We start from the raw sequence: 19,433 nt of genomic DNA, 5'->3' as shown, positions 1-19,433 counted from the left end.
GTCGCTGTGCAGCCGCCCGGGGCCGGGACGCTACCCGGCTCAGGACACCGGCTCGGGCACCGACGCGGGCTCGGGCACAGAGGCGGCCTCGCTGTGCTGCGATACGGCTTTCTGCAGCCGTGTGCCCTCGACGTCGAGGTCGGGCAGGATGCGGTCGAGCCAAGCGGGCAGCCACCAGGCGTGTCGTCCGGCGAGGGCGAGGACGGCCGGGACCAGGGTCATGCGGACGGCGAAGGCGTCGACGGCCACGCCGACGGCCAGCGCGAAGGCGATGGGCTTGATCAGGGCGTCGTCGAGGGGGAAGAAGCCGGCGAAGACGGTGAACATGATCAGGGCGGCCGCGGTGACGACCCGTACGCTGTGCCGCGCGCCGTGGACCACCGACCCGCGGGCCACGCCGGTGTGGACCCACTCCTCCCGCATCCCGGAGACGAGGAACAGCTCGTAGTCCATGGCGAGTCCGAACAGCACACCGATCAGGATGATCGGCAGGAAGCTGACGACCGGACCGGTGTGGTCCAGGCCGAAGGCGTCCGCCAGCCAGCCCCACTGGAACAGAGCGACGACCATGCCGAGCGCGGCGCCGACCGACAGCAGGAATCCGACGGCGGCCTTGAGCGGGATCAGCAGCGAGCGGAAGACCATGGTCAGCAGGATGAGGCTCAGGCCGACGACGATCGCCATGAACGGCAGCAGGGAGTCACTGAGCCGGTTGGAGACATCGATGTTGACGGCGGTCGTTCCGGTGACCGCGACCCTCGCTCCGGTCGTCTCGCGGATGTCCGGGGCCACGGTCCTTATGTCGCCGACGAGGCGGCCGGTGCGGGCGCTGTCGGGGCCGGTCTCGGGCCCGTTGACGGTGACCGAGCCCTTGGTGGGGGCGTCAAGCCCGACGATCATGCGCATGGTGGTGGACTTGCCGGCACCGTTGGGGCCGAGGAAGCCGGTGACCTCACCGGGCTTGACGGTGAAACTCAACGCGTCGACGACGGTCTTGTCGCCGTACCGTTTGGTCAGCTCACGCGCTTCGATCATGGGAGTGGGCCTTTCCCCTCGGAGTTGGCCGGGCGAACGCCGCGACCTGCGCAGTCGACGTTAGAAGCGCGACCCGCCCGAACCCTGGGACCAGGGGGGACACTTGATCGCCCGAGTGGTACCGCGGTTCCACTCGGCGCCGGTCACCGGTACGCGCGGCCGAACGCGCAGGCCAGCAGCTCGCACAGTCGGCGAGGACGATTGCGCGGTTCTTCCTCGCCGGATTCGACGGACTCGTGTTGCAGCACCTGACACACCCCGACGACGAGGCGGAACTCTCCTGTCTGCAGGCTTTGATCTCCTCCACGCTGGCCCTCGCCGGCGGTCGCATGGAGCTGGTCGCCGTGCCTCATGATCTCGTCGAAGGAGATCTGTCGAGCGGTTGATCCGCCCCTACAGGGTCGCTGGGCCGCGTGTGTGTCATGCGGGGTGGTGCGGCCCTGCATGGGCTCCGCAGCCTGGGACGGGCCTAGATTCCCTCCGTCGCCCTTTGCCGGCCAGGGGATGCGAACCCCGCCATGTCCTGAAGCGAGGCGTTCGAGACCCGAACGACTTCCTGATGGCCGCTGACGCCGCCGTCCCGGCGGATGCGAGCGAATTCGGCCTGGAGCAGGGAGGGGGCGGCGCAGGTGTGGCCTGGCCTGGTGTGCGACACCCGGAGGGGAGTCTCACGGGGGTGGCTGACGACCGTCACCGGCCGTATCTGCCTCGACCTGCTCGGCTCGGCGCGGGCCAGGCGCGAGCGTTACTGGTTCGTGGGATGGGGTCGTTGCTGGCAGCAGGCCCTGGCCGACCTCGGCGCGACCGGCAAACTCACCCGGCCGCCCCGACAGACTTCCTGCACATCCACAACCACCACCGCTGCCACACCGCACTCGGCGGCAGCCACAGATCAGCCGTACATGCGGGGTGGCAGGCCTTCGTGCAGTTCGGCCGGGCCTACGGCCGCAGCCCGCCGAAGGCGTCGAGGTAGCGCAGCCGCACAGATTCGTGTATCGGCGGCAGCGCCGTCACCTCCCCGTCCGACATGACTGCAGTGAGCCGCTCGAAGGCGGAGAGCAGCGAGCCCGCGCCGCCGCCCTCCTCGCAGAAGACGGCGAGCGTCTCCTCGTACGCGTAGTAGGGGCGGTACGGGATCTCGACCCGGTCCCAGTAGCCGTCCGTCTTACCGGCAGACAACCCGGTGGGGATGCCGTCGAACGCCTCCCTGGCCCGTGCCCGCGCGGCATCGGCTCTTTGCTTCTCGCCCGTCTCGATCCGCATCGGCACGGGCAGCACCCGGATGCTGCTCCGGTGGTGGTGCCGCGCCACGCTGCGGGCCACGGAGGCTGCACCTTCCAGGGACTGCTGGCTGAAGGTGAAGCAGTCCACCAGGACGTCCGGCATCTGAAGGGTGCAGATGTCCGCACTGTCGGACAATCCTGTCCGGCTGTCGATCAGCACGTAGTCGTACGTCGCCCGCATGTCGTCGCGCAGCGCGTCCAGGAAGACGCTGCCGCCGAGCCGCTCGTAGAAGTTGCCCCAGTCGAACGTGCTCACCGTGGCGGCGTACGACGGGCCCTGGCGGCCGGCGGACCTGGGCGCCAACAGAGCTACCTGACACAAGAGTGCACAACCTCCACTTGATCCACTCTGACTTGATCGGTGCCGAACCTGGCGCAAATGCACGTTCGATCGGTCACCCTCCGCGGCGCCTCATCCCCTGGTCGGCGCGAGAGGTACGAAGACTCGTTGTCGCGTAGGAGGGCCCACAGGACACTGACGCGCCGACGGGCGAGCGCGATAACGGCCTGTACGTGCTTAGAGCTCGTAACACGATCTTGTTTCCCAGCGGCCCAGGCGATCCGTCCGTTGGTGGTGAGTCAGCGCGGAGGGATCGGACGTCGTCCGTAGTAGGGCCTCACGGTGCTGGCAAGCTTGCGCTGGATTGACCGCAAGGTCCTGATCGTGGCCTCGTCGGTGAACCCCGTGGTCGTTGACCATTCGACGCCCGAGCCAGCGAGATCGCTGGCAAAGACAATCTCAGTTGCCAGGAGCGTTCGCGCCCAGTCCACTGCCTTGAGCGGAGCATCTTCACCGAGTGCAACGTTCAGCACGCGGCATTGGTCAAGCAGATCCTGAGCGTCCGAGAACCCCATGCCGACAGCGAGGGGGTCACTGCACCGCGCTGGCCCGCCCCACTCAAGGAGGGAACGCCGAAGCAGTTCGACCTCGTGCTCGGTCAAGAGCTCGCTCGCTCGCACCATGTGTTCTGGCAACAGCTCCACCCACTCCTCTGAGCCGAAGAAGATCACGCTACCTGTTCTTGAACCGTCTCCAGCAGATGAGGCCGCAAGCAGGGGAGACGAGGGCGTCGTGCAGGTCGAGGCGTCTTTCCCAGCGAACGGCCAGACGCTTGAAGTGATGCAGGAGCGAGAAGGTCTGCTCGACGACGTAGCGGAGCTTGCCCAGCCCCTTGATGTTCGGGGCGCCTGCGCGGACGGCCCGGCTTGCCGGCGACGGGCGGGATGCCGTCGACCAGGGCCAGGGTCTGAGTGACGTCGTTGACGTTGGCTGCGGTGGTGATGACCTTGAACGGGGTGCCGTTACCGTCGCAGATCAGGTGGTGTTTGCTGCCCGTCTTCCCGCGGTCGACCGGTGACGGGCCGGTGGCTTCGCCCCCTTCTTCGCGCAGATGTGAGAGGCATCCACGCAGGCCCGGGTCAAGTCCAGGGCGTCGGCTGCGTGCAACTCGGCGAGCGTGCCATCGACCCAGTCGGCGCCAGCAGGTCTGCCCGGAGCCGAACCCGACTTCCATGGGCAGCAGTTGCCAGCTGATGTCGTTGTAGAGCACGTACAGGATGCCCTGCAGGCACAGTCGGTCATTTACGGGCTTCGGGCCGGGTGCCTTCTCGGGCCAGGACGGCAGCAACGGCTCGATCAGCGCCCACAGGTCGTCGTCCACGATCCACGGTCGGTTCCCCACACCTCACGAACGGCGGAAACCTCATACAAGTCACGCTCCACCAGCGCACGTCCACAAGATCGTGTTACGAGCTCTAAAAAGGCGACTAGCGATCTCTCTCGAAGCCGACGCGCCCACCTCGCAACCATGCCTTCGCCGACCGAGGCCGCGTAGCCGGCCCTGCAGACAGAACCCCCGCCGGATCAAGCCGACGGGGGTCAACATCTGTCACGCCCGCCAGTCACTCTCCGGCGCAGCACCTTTCGGATCGGACGCAAGCGGCGGAAGCGGGCGATACTCCTGGCCTCCCGCATCCGTACGGCGCAGCCTCCTACCCCCACGCACTCCCAACTGGCCGAACATGAGTCGCTGTTCGGTCCGGGCCGCGCCCGCTGGGTCAGCATGGCCGAGGCTTTGGGATGGGGCGCAACCGACCGGCCCGTCCCCACCGTCTGCGCGGGCGGTGGACCCGGCGGCGGACCCGAACCGTTCCCGTCGGGCTCCCGCAAGACGCTGTCCGACGCACGTGAGCGCGGCACCTGGATGCCCCGGCCGGACGGAGTGGTCCAGCAGTCCCGCCGCGAAGACGCCGGATGGGCGGCCCGGCACGGCACACACGAGAACCGAGCCGCCGACGCTCCGGCGCCGACGTTCACCGCCGAGGCCCACCGCTGGTCCTGGTCCCTGCGCAGCAACAACCAGGCAAACGCCACCGTCCGTCCACTGTCCGAGCCGGCTGGCACGCTGTTCTTCGGGCACCGCGCGCACGAGTGCACTTGGATCGCCGAGCCCGCCTCACCGGCCATGGATGTCGACGCGCCAGCGGTTCCCGAGCCGATCCGGATCACCGCCCGCGAGGCAGGCATCCTGCAGACCTTCCCCGCCGACTATCGCTGGGCCGGCAACAAGGGCCAGCAGTTCTCCCAGATCGGCAACGCCGTACCGCCATTGCTCGCCGGCCACCTCCTCGCCCCGCACCTCGGTGTCGCCCTCGACCCCGACGACTTCATTCTCGCCGCCTGATGCCCCACACCCCCGAACCCGACGAACAAGACCTCGACGCCATCGCACCGCCGCAGCCGGTGTTCCACGTCGAGCAGGCCCTACTCGGCGCACTCCTTCTCGATCCCCACCGTCTCGACGACGTGACCGGCATCGCCGCCGACTCCTTCTCCACCGCCGCACACGCCGCCCTGTTTGCCGCGATCAGCACACTGCCTCCGCCCGACCCCGCCGAGCACGCGAAGAACACCAACTGGCTCGATCGCGTGCTCGCCACGGGACGCGGGCAGGCGCGCGGACTGACCGCCTCATACCTGCACACCCTCGTCCAGGTCTGCCCCTGGCCCCGCCACGCGTCCGCCTACGCGCGGATGGTCGAGGCCGAACATGCCCGCCGCCGTCTGGGGGCAGCCGCGGAACGCCTCGTCCAGACCGTCCGCGATGTCTCCCTCCCCCACCCCGTCCAGGCGGTGCTCGCCGAGGCCGACGCGCTCGCCGCGGTCGTGGACGACATTGCAGCCAGATTCCCGCCGCGTGCCGGTGTCCTGCCCCGCACCGCGGCACCATCGCCGACCGCCGCCCCCGACTACGCCGAGGCCGTCGAGGAGGAGCAGATGCTGCTCGCGACCGCCACCGCCAACCCCGCTGACATCGAGTCCGTCCGGTGGCTGCTCCCTGAGGACCTCACCCTGCCCTTGCACGCCGGCCTGTGGCAGTGCCTGACCGCCCTGACCCGCCGTCGCGAGCCCGTCGACCCCGTCACTGTCCTGTGGGAGGCTCAACAGCGCGGCCTGCTCGACGGAAGCGAACCGGACGACGTGCTCCAACTGCTGGCCGAACCTGCCGGCTCCGTGGAGCACTGGGGCGAGCTCGCCTTGCAGCGCTCCGTCCTGGCCACCGCCGATCACACCGGCCGGCGCATCGAGGCGTACGCCGGAGACCCTGCGAACACCCCGTTCCAGCTGGTCGTCGGCGCCCGCCGCTCCCTGGCCGACATCGGCGCCGTCCGCACCCGCTGGCATCACGCCACCGGAACGGTCCCGACGCCACGAGCGCGACCGGCGCCCACCACCCGTGCCGGCCCGCCAGCAACGACGGCCGCGAACACTGGCCGCGCGCGAGCAACCAGGTGACACGCCAGTGGCCGGACCCGAAGGCCCGGCCATCGGCAGAAGAGACGACATCTCAGCGCGACCCCCCTCGTCAACGCCCAGGTTCGCCTCGACACTCCCCCACCCGTCACAGCCCCGTGACCGCCGTCCTGGTCGGCTCCCAGGCCCATGTTGCCGGCCAAGCGGTCGACAGGTGATCACGCCGCCCCGTAGCTCGCCCGGAACAAATCCTGTGCTCGCTCGATGTCCTTCGGCGTACGGAGCCGCACCTCCAGATCACCCGTCCCGTGGTGACCGAGCCCGGAGACGTCCCGGGTGAAACCCGGAACGAGGTCGACCTCGGTAGGGTCGACCTTCAGGTAGACCAGCAGGTTTCTGCGCTGCGGCGGGCAGAGGCAGGCGAAGTTCCGCAGCCGCTGGTACGCCCAGTAGGTCTTGCGCTCGACGCGGTTCACACCGTTCCCGAGCCCAAGGAGAGTCTCGTCGACAGCACTCACCAGCTCCCTCATCGGCGCGCTCTCGCCGTCGGTTGCAGCCCGGACCGCCGTCTGGCGGCGTGGCCGGCGTCCGACCTGCATACCGGCGCTCACGGACGCAACGGTCTCTAGGCTGAGCAGGTCGCTGCCAAAAAGTCGGTAGCGGACCAGGTCGATCCAGCGCCGGTGCTCGCGCACGGCATGCAGGTCGTACCGCGTGAAGTCGCCAGCGATACAGATCAGGCGTGGGCCGCTCCACAGAACCTGGGACGCGGCCGTCACCCCGAGCCGGTCGCGGACCAGGTGCTCGAACTCGACGCGGTGATCCATCAGCCACGACAGGTAGAACAGGCCCTGGTTGATCACCCCTGCGTCGATGCCCCGCTTGTATTCGATGATGACCGGCGACCCGTTCTCGTCCAGCCCGAGCGAGTCGATCCGGCCCCCATGAACCGGCCCCGTGCCGTACTCACTTGCCAGGAACCGCACCCCCAGCAGCGTCTCCATGTGCATCTCGACGAGGCCCTGCACCTCTGCCTCGGCATCAGCAAGCTGCGGTACAACCTCCGTCATGCCTCTCTGCATGTCGAACAGCTTGAGCCCCACTACTCCCCCATCACGACCAGGTGACAGTGGAGAACGTCGCAGGACTCAGCGATATTTCCGTCGTGATCAAAATGGGCACGCGTACGCGTACCGCTGAGCGATGATGTTCAGAGAGTGACCGAGTTGATCGGGGGGAACGGCAATGCATCTGAGCCGAGTTGTGGTGAGCGGCCTGCGCGCCAGCGCACAGCACCCAATGAGCTGCGACCTACCCGGCAGGTTCAGTGTGCTGATCGGAGCGAACGGTGCCGGCAAGACGACGCTCACGGACGCGCTCTACTTGGCACACCCCGGAAACCGGTTCCCCGTGCTGCCGCGACCGACTTCAGCCGTGCTGTCGCCACCGGATACGGGTGTGCCCCGCAGTATCGACATCACGTATGCGCTGAGCGATACCCTCGAAGCGGAGGGACGGCTGGGTCGCGAATTCCACACGACGGGCCATCGACGGCTCGGCGGAGACGCTGAAACCTGGACCGTCTCGCTGCACCCCCAGCTGGGGACAGTCACCTCTCGAATGGTCAGTCAGCACGGACTTGCCCCGAAGCTCGACAACTTCAAACTGATCTATTTACCCGCTTGGCGCCAGCCGTTGGACGAACTGGCCCGACGGGAAGCACGCATCTTGGTCGAGCTCCTCCGGGCGCGGCAGCAGGAACTGTATGGAAGTCGCAACTTGGTGGCACTGAGAGCCCGCGCCTCCCGGCTTCTGGAAGACCTCGCAAAGGACAGCTTGATCGACGTCGTGGAAGCGCGCATCGGCGAGCACTTGGGCAGGCTGTCTGCCGGCGTCAGTCCTCAGTGGCCCTACATTCGTGGGCAAGTCATCGACGACGCCTACCTCGCACGCGTCCTGGAGGTCATGCTCGCCGTCGTCGAAGGGCGCTCGGAAGCGCGTCCCTTGGAAGTCTCTGGACTGGGATATGTAAATCTGCTGCACATCGCGGTGACATTGGCGGCGATACCCGATTCCACCGAAGCACCCCTCGACATCCAGGACTCATCGGGCGTCCTAGGACATGAGGGGGCTGGCTCGGAGGAAGAGCAGGCTCAGCAGGCATTTGAGAATCTGGTCCAAGCGCAGGCCGAGGCGGCAGCGGAGGAAGACTCCTTCTTCTCCACGGCTCCCTTCCACGCAACGATCGTCATAGAAGAGCCCGAGGCTCACCTCCATCCTCAACTGCAGCATTCACTGGTCCGCTACCTACGCAAGACCGTGAGGAGAAGGCCAGAGCTGCAAGTTATCCTCTCGAGTCATGCGACCGACATCATCACTGCCTGTGACCCGCAGGAGTTAGTGGTCGTACGTCGCACAGGGCGGGGAAGTGTCAGCCGCTGCGTGAGAGACGTCGTGCCTGACCAGCATCGTGAAGCCACGCTACGGATGACCAAGCTGCACCTCGACGCGAGCCGTTCAGCAGCACTCTTCGCTGAACGACTGCTTCTGGTCGAGGGGGTCACGGAAGCCGCCGTGGTACGAGAATTCGGCCGGATCTGGGCCGTCGGCGACGAGACGAAGGAAGCCTTCGTCGATGCGCTGAGCATCGTCCCTATGGGAACCAAAGTCGGACAATGGGCTGTCCGCCTCCTCGCTACACGCGGAGCAGAGCTCTGTACGAAGCTGGCCATCCTCCGCGACAGCGACAGCAGCTTGCCGTTCGACAGCGCACGGGATTCACCCCAGTGGCTCTCTGAGCATGATCCATCGATCGTCCAAGCCTTCATCAGCCACCCCACGCTTGAACCGGCTATTACGCCGGGCAACGAGCACCTCATCGCAGCGGCGCAACAAGCTATCGACCCTGAGCATCCGTTGACCGAAATCTCCGTCGACAGTGTTACGGCCTACTTCCGCAGCCGACGAGCTGGGAAGGACGGCGAGCAGGGAGCCAAGGAGGGACGAGGCGCACGGCGCAAGGCCGAGTTCGCCCTGACGTTTGCTGCGTTGCTGCGTGATGCCGCCGACTCCGGATCCGGTCAGGCTGCCGGATTCTCGACCATCCGCGTGCCCGACCACCTCAAGGACCTCTTCGACTTCCTTTACCCGGGTGGACCGAGGTCCGCTGCCGCGGAGGACGCGAACTTCGCCACGGATCCGCCCGCTTGGCTTGCGCCGGACGACATCTGGGATGCAGTTCCAGATCTGATCGACTGGGATGACCTCGAAGAGGTTGTCTGGGAGCAGCAAGAGCCCGCCTTGCACGAAGCGAACGATGAGCAGGAAGACTTCGACACAGATTGGGGTGCGCTGCCGTCCTGGGACGAGCTGCTTCCTGCTCGTCCGACACAACCCCATCCCGCAGACGGCCGTGGTGCCTGGCCCACCGCCCAAGGATCATTCCCCGAGCAATGGCCGGGAGCTCACAGCAATGTCTAAGCCCGGTGCTGGAATCGAGAGCCTGACACCAAGCCAGCTTCTTGCCACCGGCAGTCCGCACCGTCTTGTGTACGTGGAAGCAGCGCCTGGCTCGGGAAAGACCACCGTATCGGCACTGCGGTTCGGGCTGCACCGCTTCGCGACCACCGCTGACCAGCGCGCAGTGGTAGCCGTCAGCTTCACGCGGTCGGCAACGGAAGAACTACGGAATCGAGTCGTTCGGCATTGGGGCCCGTCTGCGGTGAGTTGGCCCCACCGCATCGTGACCCTGGACACCCTGCTGTGCGACCTCCTCTCTCACCTCCTCAAAGAGAAGATCCTGCAATGGCCGCAAGGCCACACCGACCTTGACGTGCTCGATACCTGGCGCACAGCCCTTCCGTTGAAATACGGACGCATCAAGCCCGTACTGAAAGTATCCGAGCACCGACAGGTCGTCATCAGAACCATTGACGAGCAGAAGCCCGGCAGCCACCCGTCCGCCCCGGACTTCAAGAACGCGATCCTCGAAGGTAGATGCACGCACGACAACGTACGAGAGGTTCTGCAGGAAGCCCTGAGAATTAACGAGGCAAGGGCAGCACTGACCTCTTACTTCAGGAATACCATGAGGTCCCTGACAGTGGACGAAGTCTTCGACGCGAACGATCTCGACAGGGAGATTCTCTCAATTGCCACACCAGGGTGCCGATCGCTAACCCTAGTAGGTGACCCATGGCAAGCCCTCTACCAGTTCAGAGGAGCACGCCCAGCGGCTATGAAGACTTTCATCCACGCGAACAAGTTCACCACACACACCCTGCACGAATCATTCCGCTGGGGAAGCGAAGAACAGGCATTCTTAACAGGGCGCCTACGTCAACGGATTACGGTTTACCTCACCCCGGGATCACCACACGTCGCCGACGTAGTCATTGCGCATAAGTGGCAATCCCTATGGGATGCCCATTCGCACGTACTCCCTCTGGCCATCAAGACTCGTGTCGGAAAAGTTCAGGAAGCAATATGCACACTACTTCTCAATGAGATCACCCAGCGTGCGCTGGGCCTTCAGGCAGTCTTCCTTCACGATGCCCTGTCTACCCTGGGGCTGGACATAGACGATCTAGCGACGCGCCTCCGCCCTTGCCTGCGAGTGGCTGTCTCCCAGCTGACAGACGGCCACCCTCCTCGGCAGGTATGGCAAAATCTCTCAGGGCAGCTTGCTGACCTGAACCTGGCAGTTCCCCCACAACGCTATGCACGGGCACCTCTCGCGGATCTGGCCCGACTGCAGACCAGGCTCGCGGATGATCGGCTGGTCCCTGGCCTCACGTGCCACCAATCCAAAGGGCGAGAGTGGGACACAGTGGCCATAAAACTAAGCGTCGCGGACGCATCAGCCCTAGCACAGGGACTAGACCCTGACGACGCAGACCATCGAGCCCTGTACGTGGCACTCACGCGTGCGCGTCTTCGCACGGTGGCACTCTGACTCGCGGCGGTGGTCCAGATATCCCTCGATCGGAAGACTAACTTGCTTCGTCGGCATAACCCCAGCCCTCACCTGCAACCAGCGACCTACCAAAAAAACAACACTCAGGCGCGATATCCGTCATCGCCCCAAAGGGAACGACTTGTTAGAGGTCGTTTTATGCCGGCGTTTTATAGGTGAATCTGGCGTTTGGTCTGCGGTGTCGGTGAGGAACACGGGAAGCCCCGTCGGGACAGGGTGACCACATGGGGCCCTGCCCCGACGGGGCTCGGTCGGCCGGGCGGCGGGTTACCGGCGCCCGGCAGAGGCCGGTGCCGTGTGCGACACTTTGCGGCTCAGCCGAAGTTCACGTCGCTGCACCACATGTAAGCCTGGTCGAGGTGCGAGGCCTGCCAGATCACGAACACGATGTGGTGTCCGGTGTAGCCGGAGGTCCGGACGGGGAACGTGATGTCCTTCGCCGGGGCGAAGCGGCCGGTCTGCGTGATGAAGTCGAGGTTGCTCCAGCCCAGGGTCTGGGTCTTGGGGCTGAAGCCCTGCTTGCTCACGTAGACCTTGAAGTAGTCGGCACCGTGGGACGCCTGGTCGTACAGGTGGACCGAGAAGTTGTTGCCGATGGTGGTGGTCTTCCACGGTCCGGGCTTGTTCAGGCTGTCATTTCTGGAGAGGTTGTTGCTGCAGAGCGTCCCGTCGGGCGTCCGCGCCTGAAACTGGCCGCCGAGGCCGTCGCGAAGCGCGCTCATCCAGTTCCACATGGTGTCGGGGTTGGCCTGGAAGGCCTGCCAGCACATGGGGCCTTGGGTCTGCATGGCCGGGTTCGTGTGGTTGCTACCCCAGGTCTTCCAGCACTGGTACGCGCGGGTAGCGGGGCCGACGACGGTGCCGTGGGCCTGGGCGGGGGTCGACGAGGCGAGTGCGCCGACAACGACGGCGAACAGCATGACGAGCGCCTGGAGAGGCCGGCGGAGCGACGACCGCGAACGCCCGGTTAACGGACTCTGGTTGCGCATGTGGGGGGACTCCTTCCAGTTGCGAGGCTGTCGTGGGAGCGCTCCCAACGGTAGGACTTCTGAGTGAGATGTCAATGAAGCAAACGGAGTTGCTTACAGGGTGGGCGGCTAAGAGCTGTCCCGTAACTGGACGGCGCACCCCTTGCCGATCCCGGATCGGACCGTGTCAGTGGCTAGTGACAGGATCGAGGGGTGCTGATCAAGGGATACGACGTCGGCCCGTTGGTGCCGGGCGAGTCACTGCTGGTCCACCCGGGCTTCTGGTCGAACTACCTCCTGGCAATGTGCAGCGATGGGGGGTGTCCCGAACGCCCGGTTCCAGAGTGGTTCGGCGAGGACGGCCCCGATGTCGATGCCCTGTCCGAGGTCCTCTTCGATCCTGGGCGCTGGCCAGCGTTCAGGGTGCCGGCAGAAGACGGCCCCGGAGCCGTGGTGATCTACCGCAACCTGGATGGCGATTACGGCACCGACTACCTCCTCACCCATCCAGGCAGAAGCTACGCCGAGCAGATCGCCAGCTGGGACGGAGATTTCTCGGGCACTGGGCTGACATGGCACGAACTGATCCGGATTGCTGACAGCCCGTCGCTTGCGGACGCAGGCGTCCAGGACACGGCCACCCGCTTCCTGCTGCTGCTTCCCCTCCTCACCGACCCGGACGTGCCGGAAACAGCATCAGCAAGGCTTATCGCCGCCCTGACCGCAGTCGGCGCGCCGCAAGACACTGCCTCCATCGCGGCGGAGCACCTCCTGGCCCACCTCACGAGGAGATCCCGACACGACCCCACGTGGGCGTCTCCGCTGAGCGGCAGCTGAGAGGTGGGCCGAGCCGCCAGCCACACCATGAAACGATCTTGGTATGGCTGGTGTGATCACGGCGTCGGAAGCTTCCTGGATAGCCCCGTTCTCCGGGCTGAGCCCTCGCGCCTTCGGGAAGCTGGTAACGGTTCTGCGGCGCCAGGGTGCGGACGCGGTCCGCAAGGGCCGGCCGTGGAGCCTTCCGCTGGAGAATCGTGCCCTGCTGGTCGCGGCCTACTGGCGAACGAACCTCACAATGCGGCAACTCGCTCCGCTGTTCGGGGTGTCGAAGTCGGCGGCGGACCGGATCATCGACCACTTCGGGCCGATGCTCGCTCTCCAGCCCCCCAAACGGTTCGCCAAGGACACCGTGCTCATCGTCGACGGCACCCTGGTACCCACCCGCGACCACACCATCGCCGAGCGGTCGAAGAACTACCGGTACTCCACCAACCACCAGATCGTCATCGACGCCGACACCCGCCTGGTCGTCGTGGTCGGCCAGCCGCTCGCCGGGAACCGCAACGACTGCAAGGCATGGGAGGAATCCGGCGCCAAAGCCGCCGTCGGGAAGACCACCACGATCGCCGACGGCGGCTACCCGGGCACCGGATTGGTCATCCCGCACCGTCGGCAGCGCGGCCAGACCGAACTCCCGGACTGGAAAGAGGACCACAATAGGTCCCACAAGCACGTCCGCGCCCGGGTCGAGCACGTCTTCGCCCGCATGAAGACCTGGAAGATTCTCCGCGACTGCCGCCTCAAAGGCGACGGCGTCCACCAGGCCATGCTCGGCATCGCCCGCATGCACAACCTCGCCCTCGTCGGATAGACCAGCGGGCCGCACCGCAGCCGACCATGCCTGAGACGACTCGGAGATCATTTACGGGACAGCCCTTAGCAGGGAATCTGCCGTAAGCCGGGAGTCAGAATTGTTTGCGGGACCGGAAAACGATGATGCGGCCTGGACCGGTGTGTCTGGCCTGCAACGCCACCCTCTCCTGGCGCGACCCGACACTTCCGGTCCCGGGGCCGGCCGGACGGGTCAGACCCCGGGACCGAACACAGCGGTGGCGGTCAGATCTGGTAGGCGACCAGAGCCATCATGCCGACCTCCCCGTGGTACGCGTTGTGGCAGTGCAGCATCCACTGGCCGGGGTTGTCGGCGTCGAAGATGACGGAGAGCTTCTTGTTGGGCAGCACGATGGCGGTGTCCTTGCGCGGGCCGCTGTCCCCGAGCTGGTAGGTGTGCCCGTGCAGGTGCATCGGATGCCACATCTCCGTGCTGTTGACGAAGTCCAGGCGGACGCGCTGCCCTTCCTCGACCGTGAGCGGATTCGCGGTCGGGTCGGCCATGTCGTAGGCCTTGCCGTTGATGGTCCAGTTGTACTTGTCCATGCCGCCGGTCAGCTCGACGCGGTGAACTCGGTCCACCTTCTTGGCCGGCAGGCGTACGTCGCCGGCCCCGCGCAGCTCTGACGTCGTAAGGATCTTGCCGTTCAGTTCCTTCGGGCGGACGGTGGCCTTCGGTGCACCGCCGGATGCCGTACGCACCAGGGCCATGCCGGTGGCGTCCTTGCCCTCGGCCAGTGCGACGAGCGGGAAGACTCCGTCTCCCAGGGTGACCAGGACGTCGTACCGCTCCCCCATGCCGACAAGCAGGGCGTCCACCTGCTGGTGCTCGACGGGGAAGCCGTCAGTGTGGGTGATGGTCAACTGGTGGCCGCCGAGCGCCACTCGGTACGCCGTGTCGCCGCCCGCGTTGATGATGCGCAGCCGGATTCGTCGGCCAGGCTTGCCCCGATAGACGGCGGGGTCGGCGGGAACACGGCCGTTGACCAGGTGGTACGGGTACTTCACGTCGCCGGCGTCACCGCCGAGCAGGTCGCTCTCTGCGCCCATCAGCATGAACTTCATCGGCATGCCACCGGACGAGGGCGAGGCGGACGGGGGCGGCGAGTCGTCCCCCATGTCCATGCCCCCCATGTCGTGGCCCTCATGGCCGCTGGAGCTGGAGTGCCCGCCCATGTCCATGCCGCCCATGCCCTGCCGCAGCTCGGCGAGGACCTCGTCGGGGGTGCCGGTGACTCCGTCCACCCAGTCGTCGAGGACGACAACCCATTCGTCGTCGTACGGCAGCGGTTCCTTGGGGTCCTCGACGATCAGCGGCGCGTACAGGCCCCGGTCGAGCTGGACGCCGACGTGGGGGTGGAAGAAGTACGTTCCGGGGGCGTCGGCGATGAAGCGGTAGGTGAAGTTGGCGCCGGCGCGTACGGCTTGCTGGGTCACCGGGGGTACGCCGTCCATGTCGTTGCGCATGGCTATGCCATGCCAGTGGATGGATGTGGCGGTCTTGTTCGGCAGTTGGTTGGAGAGTTCGGCGGCCAGTGTGTCGCCGACGGACAGGCGGATCTCCCTGCCCGGGGCCTGACCACTGAAGGCCCAGCTCCTGGCCATGACGCCGCCGCCGAGGTCGAGCATGGCGGGCGCGGCGGCCAGGATCACCTTCTGCGTCCTGCCGGTGCCCTTCCGCTTCTTCTCGGTTGCGGCGACTGCCGAGCCGGAGGGGTTGACGAGGGTGGGTGTCGCACTGGATCCGCTACTGCAGGCGGCGAGCGCGCCGGCGCCCGCGACGCCGAGCCCGGCGAGCAGGACGGAGCGGCGGTTGATGCTGTTCATGGACTTCCTCGATCTCAGTGTGCGCATGCGGGAGTTGGCGTGCTGAGACGGCTCCTCGGCAGGACATGGGCACGAGGGCGCCGTGGGGCACGGCCTAAATGCGCAGTTGAGAGAGAACGGACAGGTCCGGGGGCGCTCGGTCGTCCCTACCGGCGGATCTTGGCCCTGTGGCGACCGCTTCGGCAGCGGCGAGACCCCACGGCACCGAGTTCTGTACCGGCACCGGGAGCTTCACGATCTCGAGGCTCCCGGTCGAGCAGTGCTCCATGGCCATACCGGAGCAGGGCGGCCCGCCAGCACTGCTCGTTTTCGGCGCGGCAGCGTGACTCGGCTCTGCGGCCTGCCCTGCGGTGCCTGCGTGCCCATGCCCGGCCATGGGCGTAGCCGGTGCGGCATGGCCGCTCGCCATCACCATGCCGGGCGTCATCACGTGCATGGCGGACGTAGCGGTCGAGCCCATCGATGCGGCGGCCGTCTCATGGTGAATCAGCACGGCGAGTGCCGCGAGCAGAGCGATGACGGCGGCCCGCACCCAGCGGACGACGCCGTACGCGGCGTGAGTCCGCGGGGCCAAAGCTCCGCGTACGGTCATCGCTTTCCCTCTGAGTTCCAGTGAGACGACTGCCGCCAATATACCCGGAGGGGGTAAGCAGCGCTTCCGGGACAGCAACGGGCGCACCCGTCCGCAGCACCCTCACGTCTGAGGCGCGGACCCCGCATTCGCGATGCGGCCCTCGCGCTGCGCTTCCTGCTTTCGCTGCCCGAACGAGGTGACGCCCCGCGGCTTGTACACCGCGAGCACCATGGCCAGCAGCAACACGACCAGCGCAAGCACGGAGTGCAGCACAGGAGAGAAGTTGCGGACCGAGGACAGCTCAGCATCCGGGTCCGCCGCCCTGTGCGCCATGGACCTGAACGTCCCCATATAGATCAGCAGAACGACGGTGGCCACCACGTTGATCAGAAGCTTGAACAGGACCCAGTAGTGCCGGAAGAGGCCCCAGGGCGTCCCCACCGACTGGACGATGCCGGTGAGCAGCGCGGCAAAGGCCAGCGGGACAAGGGCGCACCAAGCGGCCGGCTCCATCACGAGGTAGACGCCACGCACCGTCGCCGGGTCCTGGCTGGTTGTGCCGATCACCGCCAGGGCGAGAAAGGCCACGACCGCGCCGAGCCAGCCGACCGATGACGTGACGTGTGCGATGAGGGCCAGCTTGCGCAGCCGGGGCGGCATGGTCATCCGATGCCCCTGGTGGGCGGTCCGGCGGTTGCGGATACGCCGGACAGCGGGGCCTGTCCCCCCAAGTGCCGACCCGGACCGTGCTCCCCCGGCCCTATGAGCAGATGAAGCACCACGAAGAGAAGGACCACTACCAGTGCGACGAGCCCAGCCTTCACCCAGCGCGGCGCTCCCGCACTCGGTGCGCTGCCAGAAGTCTCATCGGTCTTCTTGCGACTGGTCGGCTCCTGGGACGGATCCACCATGAGGGGTTCTCCTTGTCTCGCCAGGCCTGAGCGGCGTCTGGTCGAACGAGCTCAGCTTTATCGAGACACTTTGTCGCTGTCAAACCATCGTGTCCTCACCTCGGCATCCCGTACGCTTTCTGCGTGCCGAAGCTGTGGAACGAGACGATCGAGGCGCACCGCCGCGAGGTGCGCGACGCCATCCTGGACAGCACCGCCGCCCTGGCGGCCGAGAAGGGCCCTCTGTCGGTGACGATGTCTCAGATCGCACAGAAGGTCGGCATCGGGCGGGCCACGCTGTACAAGTACTTCCCGGACGTCGAAGCGATCCTGCACGCCTGGCACGCTCGCGAGATCGCCGGTCACCTCGACCGACTGGCGGAAGTCCGGGACCGGACCGGCGGGCCGGGCGAGCGCCTCGAAGCGGTACTGGAGGCCTACGCCCTCATCAACCATTCATCGCACGGCCACCACGACACGGATCTGGGAGCGTTCCTGCATCGAGACAGCGGCGACCACCTCGCCCACGCCCACCGACACCTTCAGCGTATGGTTCAGGAGCTGCTGACGGCGGCAGCAAAGGCCGGCGACGTCAGGGCCGACATCCCGCCCGCCGAACTCACCCGCTACTGCCTCAGCGCCCTGGCAGCAGCACGAACCCTGCCGTCCGAGGCCGCCGTCCGCCGCCTGGTCACGGTCACCCTCGCCGGCGTGCGCCCTTCACCGCACTGACTCCCAGGGAGAGCTCTCGACACCTTTACGGGCGATGCGGTGCTGGATGCCTCGCTGTGACAGCCATTGCCGCAGGTGGCGGTAGTCGTAGCCCTTGTCTGCGTGGAGCTTGCCGGGCTTGCGTCGGCGAGGTCCTCGGCGGGACCGGATCGGAGGTATGCCCTTCACGAGAGGAATCAGAGCGTGGCTGTCATGAAGGTTGGCGCCTGAGATGCCGATGGACAGGGGCAGACCGGTCCGCTCGGTGAGTAGATGGACCTTCGAGCCGTACTTGCCCCGGTCCACAGGATTCGGACCTGTCAGGTCCCCTTTTAAGGGCCCGCATGTTCACCGAGTCGATCGCGCACCGCGACCAGTCCAGGTCGCCGCAGGATCCGAGTTCGTCGAGGACCAGGCGGTGGAGCTTGGCCCAGACTCTGGCCTTCGTCCACTCGGTGAACCTGCGGTGGGCCGTCGCGCCGGATGGCCCGAACGACGCCGCGGGCAACTGCTGCCATGTGCAGCCCGAGGTCGCAACGAACGTGATCGCGGCCAGTACCTCCCGGTCACCGTGCCGTCGCCGACCGCCACCCTGAGGCCGCGACGGTGCCTCCGGAACCACTCGCTGGAACAGTTGCCACAGTTTGTCCGGCACTAGCCGCTCGACGACCCCCGCCACGGTCAACAGCCTACTCATCCATTGTCTGTCCCCCCATCTTTTACGCTGGTCAGCGATCCGCTTCTCTCCTGCAGGCCGCAAGCGACTGGCACATAGCCGATGAGCCATGTCGGGCCTTGGCGCTGTTGAGGCGGTCTACGGTTGACCATGGTTGTCGGTAGGGGGATCTATGCAGGACGCGAGCAAAGTAGCGAATGCCAGTCCGGAGTGGTCTGCGCTTCTGGAGGCCGTCTTTGCCACGGGGAAACGGTTGGGTGTGCGCTCCAGCGACGCACTCCGGCCCGTTGATGTGGTGGAGGTGAGTGTCGTCGCCTCGATCCGCCTGCCCAGTGGCCGGCTCATGGTGGACACTCCCTGGCCGGAAGGCCGGCCCGGTCGCGAGTTGGCAGAGCGGATACCTCCGGGAACGTACGACGTGGAAGCATCCTGGGTCGAGGCACCTTACGAATTCATGGGGGAGTCCTTCAACGGCCGGGAGTGCGCGGCAGTGCGTCTGCTCGTACGGAACGAACCGGTATCCGTGTGGGAGATGGCTCTCGGTGTGGACGATGACATTGAGCAGCTCGTCTCTGGCGATGAGATCGGCTTCGAGACGGACACCGCGATGGGGGCTTTCGCTGACGCTTGCGGTTGGCAGGCCCTCACCGAGCCCTTCCGACAGTTTTGGGAGAGACACGAGCAGCTTCCTGGGGTCGCCATCGACCGTGAGACCGAGAAGGTGCGCTCTGGCGAGTTTGAGATGGTCACCCACCATGCCAGTCAGGCGGATCTACTCACCTTCCCCGCCGAGGAAGGCGTGACGGCCGTATGGATTGGGCGCACGGCAGCCGGTGAGGTCGCGACCGTAGCCGTCGCCCCGTATCTGTCCTGGCTGGCGTAAGCGGCCGGGTAGCGGGCGAGCTGAGCAGGCTGCTCGCTGAGCCTCGCCGGCACCCCAACCTGCTGCCGAGCTCACCAATTGAGATGACTTTTTAGACCGTGTCCTACGTGGTGAGGCGTCGTTGACCTCGGTATGGGGCGGGATACGTGGAGTTGGATTGTTCCGGACGGGCTGTGGGAGATCGCG

The 19,433-nt window shown here is 66.4% G+C and carries 14 protein-coding genes and 6 pseudogenes; 10 read left to right on the top strand and 10 right to left on the bottom strand.

Features of this window, described 5'->3' with window-relative positions; all coding sequences use genetic code 11:
* Nucleotides 1-39: 39 nt before the first annotated feature.
* Entirely contained in the window at nt 40-1,035 is a 996-nt protein-coding gene (locus tag ABT116_RS27165) for an MMPL family transporter (RefSeq protein WP_351638942.1), read from the bottom strand.
* A 155-nt stretch (nt 1,036-1,190) separates the two neighbouring features.
* On the opposite strand from ABT116_RS27165, the pseudogene ABT116_RS27160 reads away from it, so the two are divergent.
* Nucleotides 1,191-1,421: pseudogene (locus tag ABT116_RS27160) on the top strand (hypothetical protein); the annotation flags it as partial.
* A gap of 387 nt (nt 1,422-1,808) precedes the next feature.
* Nucleotides 1,809-1,953, top strand: a pseudogene (locus tag ABT116_RS27155) (IS481 family transposase); the annotation flags it as partial.
* Nucleotides 1,954-1,977: 24 nt separating this feature from the next.
* On the opposite strand, the pseudogene ABT116_RS27150 reads toward ABT116_RS27155, so the two are convergent.
* The 3 genes and pseudogenes from ABT116_RS27150 to ABT116_RS27140 all read right to left on the bottom strand — a co-directional run.
* Nucleotides 1,978-2,610 (bottom strand): annotated as a pseudogene (locus tag ABT116_RS27150) (FxSxx-COOH system tetratricopeptide repeat protein); the annotation flags it as partial.
* Between the two features lie 287 nt (nt 2,611-2,897).
* A complete protein-coding gene (locus tag ABT116_RS27145) occupies nt 2,898-3,329 on the bottom strand; it encodes a hypothetical protein (protein WP_351638941.1) in 432 nt (143 codons plus the stop codon).
* 1 nt (nt 3,330) lies between these two features.
* Nucleotides 3,331-4,000, bottom strand: a pseudogene (locus ABT116_RS27140) (transposase).
* Nucleotides 4,001-4,261: 261 nt separating this feature from the next.
* Between ABT116_RS27140 and ABT116_RS27135 the strand changes: the two are divergent.
* Nucleotides 4,262-5,002, top strand: a pseudogene (locus ABT116_RS27135) (DNA cytosine methyltransferase); the annotation flags it as partial.
* Entirely contained in the window at nt 5,002-6,114 is a 1,113-nt protein-coding gene (locus tag ABT116_RS27130) for a DnaB-like helicase N-terminal domain-containing protein (protein ID WP_351638938.1), read from the top strand. The pseudogene ABT116_RS27135 and the gene ABT116_RS27130, both read left to right, overlap by 1 nt.
* 176 nt (nt 6,115-6,290) lie before the next feature.
* Here ABT116_RS27130 and ABT116_RS27125 read toward each other — a convergent pair whose 3' ends face one another.
* Nucleotides 6,291-7,142, bottom strand: coding sequence for a DUF5655 domain-containing protein (locus tag ABT116_RS27125; protein WP_351638936.1), 852 nt, complete (start codon nt 7,140-7,142; stop codon nt 6,291-6,293).
* Between the two features lie 175 nt (nt 7,143-7,317).
* On the opposite strand from ABT116_RS27125, the gene ABT116_RS27120 reads away from it, so the two are divergent.
* Together ABT116_RS27120 and ABT116_RS27115 are read left to right on the top strand one after the other, a co-directional pair.
* Nucleotides 7,318-9,552, top strand: coding sequence for an ATP-dependent nuclease (locus ABT116_RS27120; protein ID WP_351638933.1), 2,235 nt, complete (start codon nt 7,318-7,320; stop codon nt 9,550-9,552).
* Nucleotides 9,545-11,026: a UvrD-helicase domain-containing protein gene (locus tag ABT116_RS27115; protein ID WP_351638930.1), complete on the top strand. Its 1,482-nt coding sequence runs from the start codon at nt 9,545-9,547 to the stop codon at nt 11,024-11,026. Before ABT116_RS27120 ends, ABT116_RS27115 begins: the two co-directional genes overlap by 8 nt.
* Before the next feature lie 335 nt (nt 11,027-11,361).
* Here the strand turns inward: ABT116_RS27115 and ABT116_RS27110 are convergent, their stop codons facing one another.
* Nucleotides 11,362-12,036 carry a lytic polysaccharide monooxygenase auxiliary activity family 9 protein gene (locus ABT116_RS27110; protein WP_502983950.1) on the bottom strand — a complete coding sequence of 225 codons (675 nt, stop codon included), beginning with the start codon at nt 12,034-12,036 and terminating at the stop codon, nt 11,362-11,364.
* Nucleotides 12,037-12,228: 192 nt separating this feature from the next.
* Here ABT116_RS27110 and ABT116_RS27105 point away from each other — a divergent pair, with 192 nt between their 5' ends.
* Both ABT116_RS27105 and ABT116_RS27100 read left to right on the top strand, forming a co-directional pair.
* The gene (locus ABT116_RS27105) at nt 12,229-12,852 is read left to right on the top strand and encodes a hypothetical protein (RefSeq protein ID WP_351638927.1); all 624 of its coding nucleotides are present in this window, start codon (nt 12,229-12,231) and stop codon (nt 12,850-12,852) included.
* 43 nt (nt 12,853-12,895) lie between these two features.
* The gene (locus ABT116_RS27100; RefSeq protein ID WP_351638924.1) at nt 12,896-13,666 is read left to right on the top strand and encodes a transposase; all 771 of its coding nucleotides are present in this window, start codon (nt 12,896-12,898) and stop codon (nt 13,664-13,666) included.
* Between the two features lie 245 nt (nt 13,667-13,911).
* On the opposite strand, the gene ABT116_RS27095 is transcribed toward ABT116_RS27100, so the two are convergent.
* The 3 genes from ABT116_RS27095 to ABT116_RS27085 form a co-directional block, all read right to left on the bottom strand.
* A complete protein-coding gene (locus ABT116_RS27095) occupies nt 13,912-15,513 on the bottom strand; it encodes a multicopper oxidase family protein (protein WP_351638921.1) in 1,602 nt (533 codons plus the stop codon).
* Nucleotides 15,514-15,607: 94 nt separating this feature from the next.
* Nucleotides 15,608-15,940 carry a DUF6153 family protein gene (locus ABT116_RS27090; RefSeq protein ID WP_351638944.1) on the bottom strand — a complete coding sequence of 111 codons (333 nt, stop codon included), beginning with the start codon at nt 15,938-15,940 and terminating at the stop codon, nt 15,608-15,610.
* A 267-nt stretch (nt 15,941-16,207) separates the two neighbouring features.
* Nucleotides 16,208-16,753 (bottom strand): hypothetical protein, encoded by a 546-nt coding sequence (locus ABT116_RS27085; RefSeq protein ID WP_351638918.1) that lies wholly within the window; start codon nt 16,751-16,753, stop codon nt 16,208-16,210.
* Nucleotides 16,754-17,121: 368 nt separating this feature from the next.
* Here ABT116_RS27085 and ABT116_RS27080 point away from each other — a divergent pair, with 368 nt between their 5' ends.
* The gene (locus ABT116_RS27080; protein ID WP_351638915.1) at nt 17,122-17,709 is read left to right on the top strand and encodes a TetR/AcrR family transcriptional regulator; all 588 of its coding nucleotides are present in this window, start codon (nt 17,122-17,124) and stop codon (nt 17,707-17,709) included.
* Between the two features lie 9 nt (nt 17,710-17,718).
* Here the strand turns inward: ABT116_RS27080 and ABT116_RS27075 are convergent.
* A pseudogene (locus ABT116_RS27075) lies at nt 17,719-18,385 on the bottom strand (IS5 family transposase); the annotation flags it as partial.
* Between the two features lie 151 nt (nt 18,386-18,536).
* Here ABT116_RS27075 and ABT116_RS27070 point away from each other — a divergent pair.
* Nucleotides 18,537-19,247, top strand: coding sequence for a DUF4241 domain-containing protein (locus ABT116_RS27070; protein WP_351638913.1), 711 nt, complete (start codon nt 18,537-18,539; stop codon nt 19,245-19,247).
* Nucleotides 19,248-19,433 lie beyond the last annotated feature (186 nt).

This window comes from Streptomyces sp. NPDC002130, assembly GCF_040296465.1.
In the GTDB taxonomy this organism is placed as follows: Bacteria; Actinomycetota; Actinomycetes; order Streptomycetales; family Streptomycetaceae; genus Streptomyces.
This window is presented reverse-complemented; position numbering and strand designations above follow the sequence as displayed.

Excerpts from the sequence above, each read along its gene's own strand:
- ABT116_RS27165 (WP_351638942.1), bottom strand. The coding sequence starts at position 1,035 with ATGATCGAAGCGCGTGAGCTGACCAAACGGTACGGCGACAAGACCGTC.
- ABT116_RS27095 (WP_351638921.1), bottom strand. The coding sequence starts at position 15,513 with ATGAACAGCATCAACCGCCGCTCCGTCCTGCTCGCCGGGCTCGGCGTC.
- ABT116_RS27100 (WP_351638924.1), top strand. The coding sequence starts at position 12,896 with ATGGCTGGTGTGATCACGGCGTCGGAAGCTTCCTGGATAGCCCCGTTC.
- ABT116_RS27085 (WP_351638918.1), bottom strand. The coding sequence starts at position 16,753 with ATGACCATGCCGCCCCGGCTGCGCAAGCTGGCCCTCATCGCACACGTC.
- ABT116_RS27115 (WP_351638930.1), top strand. The coding sequence starts at position 9,545 with ATGTCTAAGCCCGGTGCTGGAATCGAGAGCCTGACACCAAGCCAGCTT.
- ABT116_RS27125 (WP_351638936.1), bottom strand. The coding sequence starts at position 7,142 with ATGACGGAGGTTGTACCGCAGCTTGCTGATGCCGAGGCAGAGGTGCAG.
- ABT116_RS27070 (WP_351638913.1), top strand. The coding sequence starts at position 18,537 with ATGCAGGACGCGAGCAAAGTAGCGAATGCCAGTCCGGAGTGGTCTGCG.
- ABT116_RS27130 (WP_351638938.1), top strand. The coding sequence starts at position 5,002 with ATGCCCCACACCCCCGAACCCGACGAACAAGACCTCGACGCCATCGCA.
- ABT116_RS27110 (WP_502983950.1), bottom strand. The coding sequence starts at position 12,036 with ATGCGCAACCAGAGTCCGTTAACCGGGCGTTCGCGGTCGTCGCTCCGC.
- ABT116_RS27120 (WP_351638933.1), top strand. The coding sequence starts at position 7,318 with ATGCATCTGAGCCGAGTTGTGGTGAGCGGCCTGCGCGCCAGCGCACAG.
- ABT116_RS27090 (WP_351638944.1), bottom strand. The coding sequence starts at position 15,940 with ATGACGCCCGGCATGGTGATGGCGAGCGGCCATGCCGCACCGGCTACG.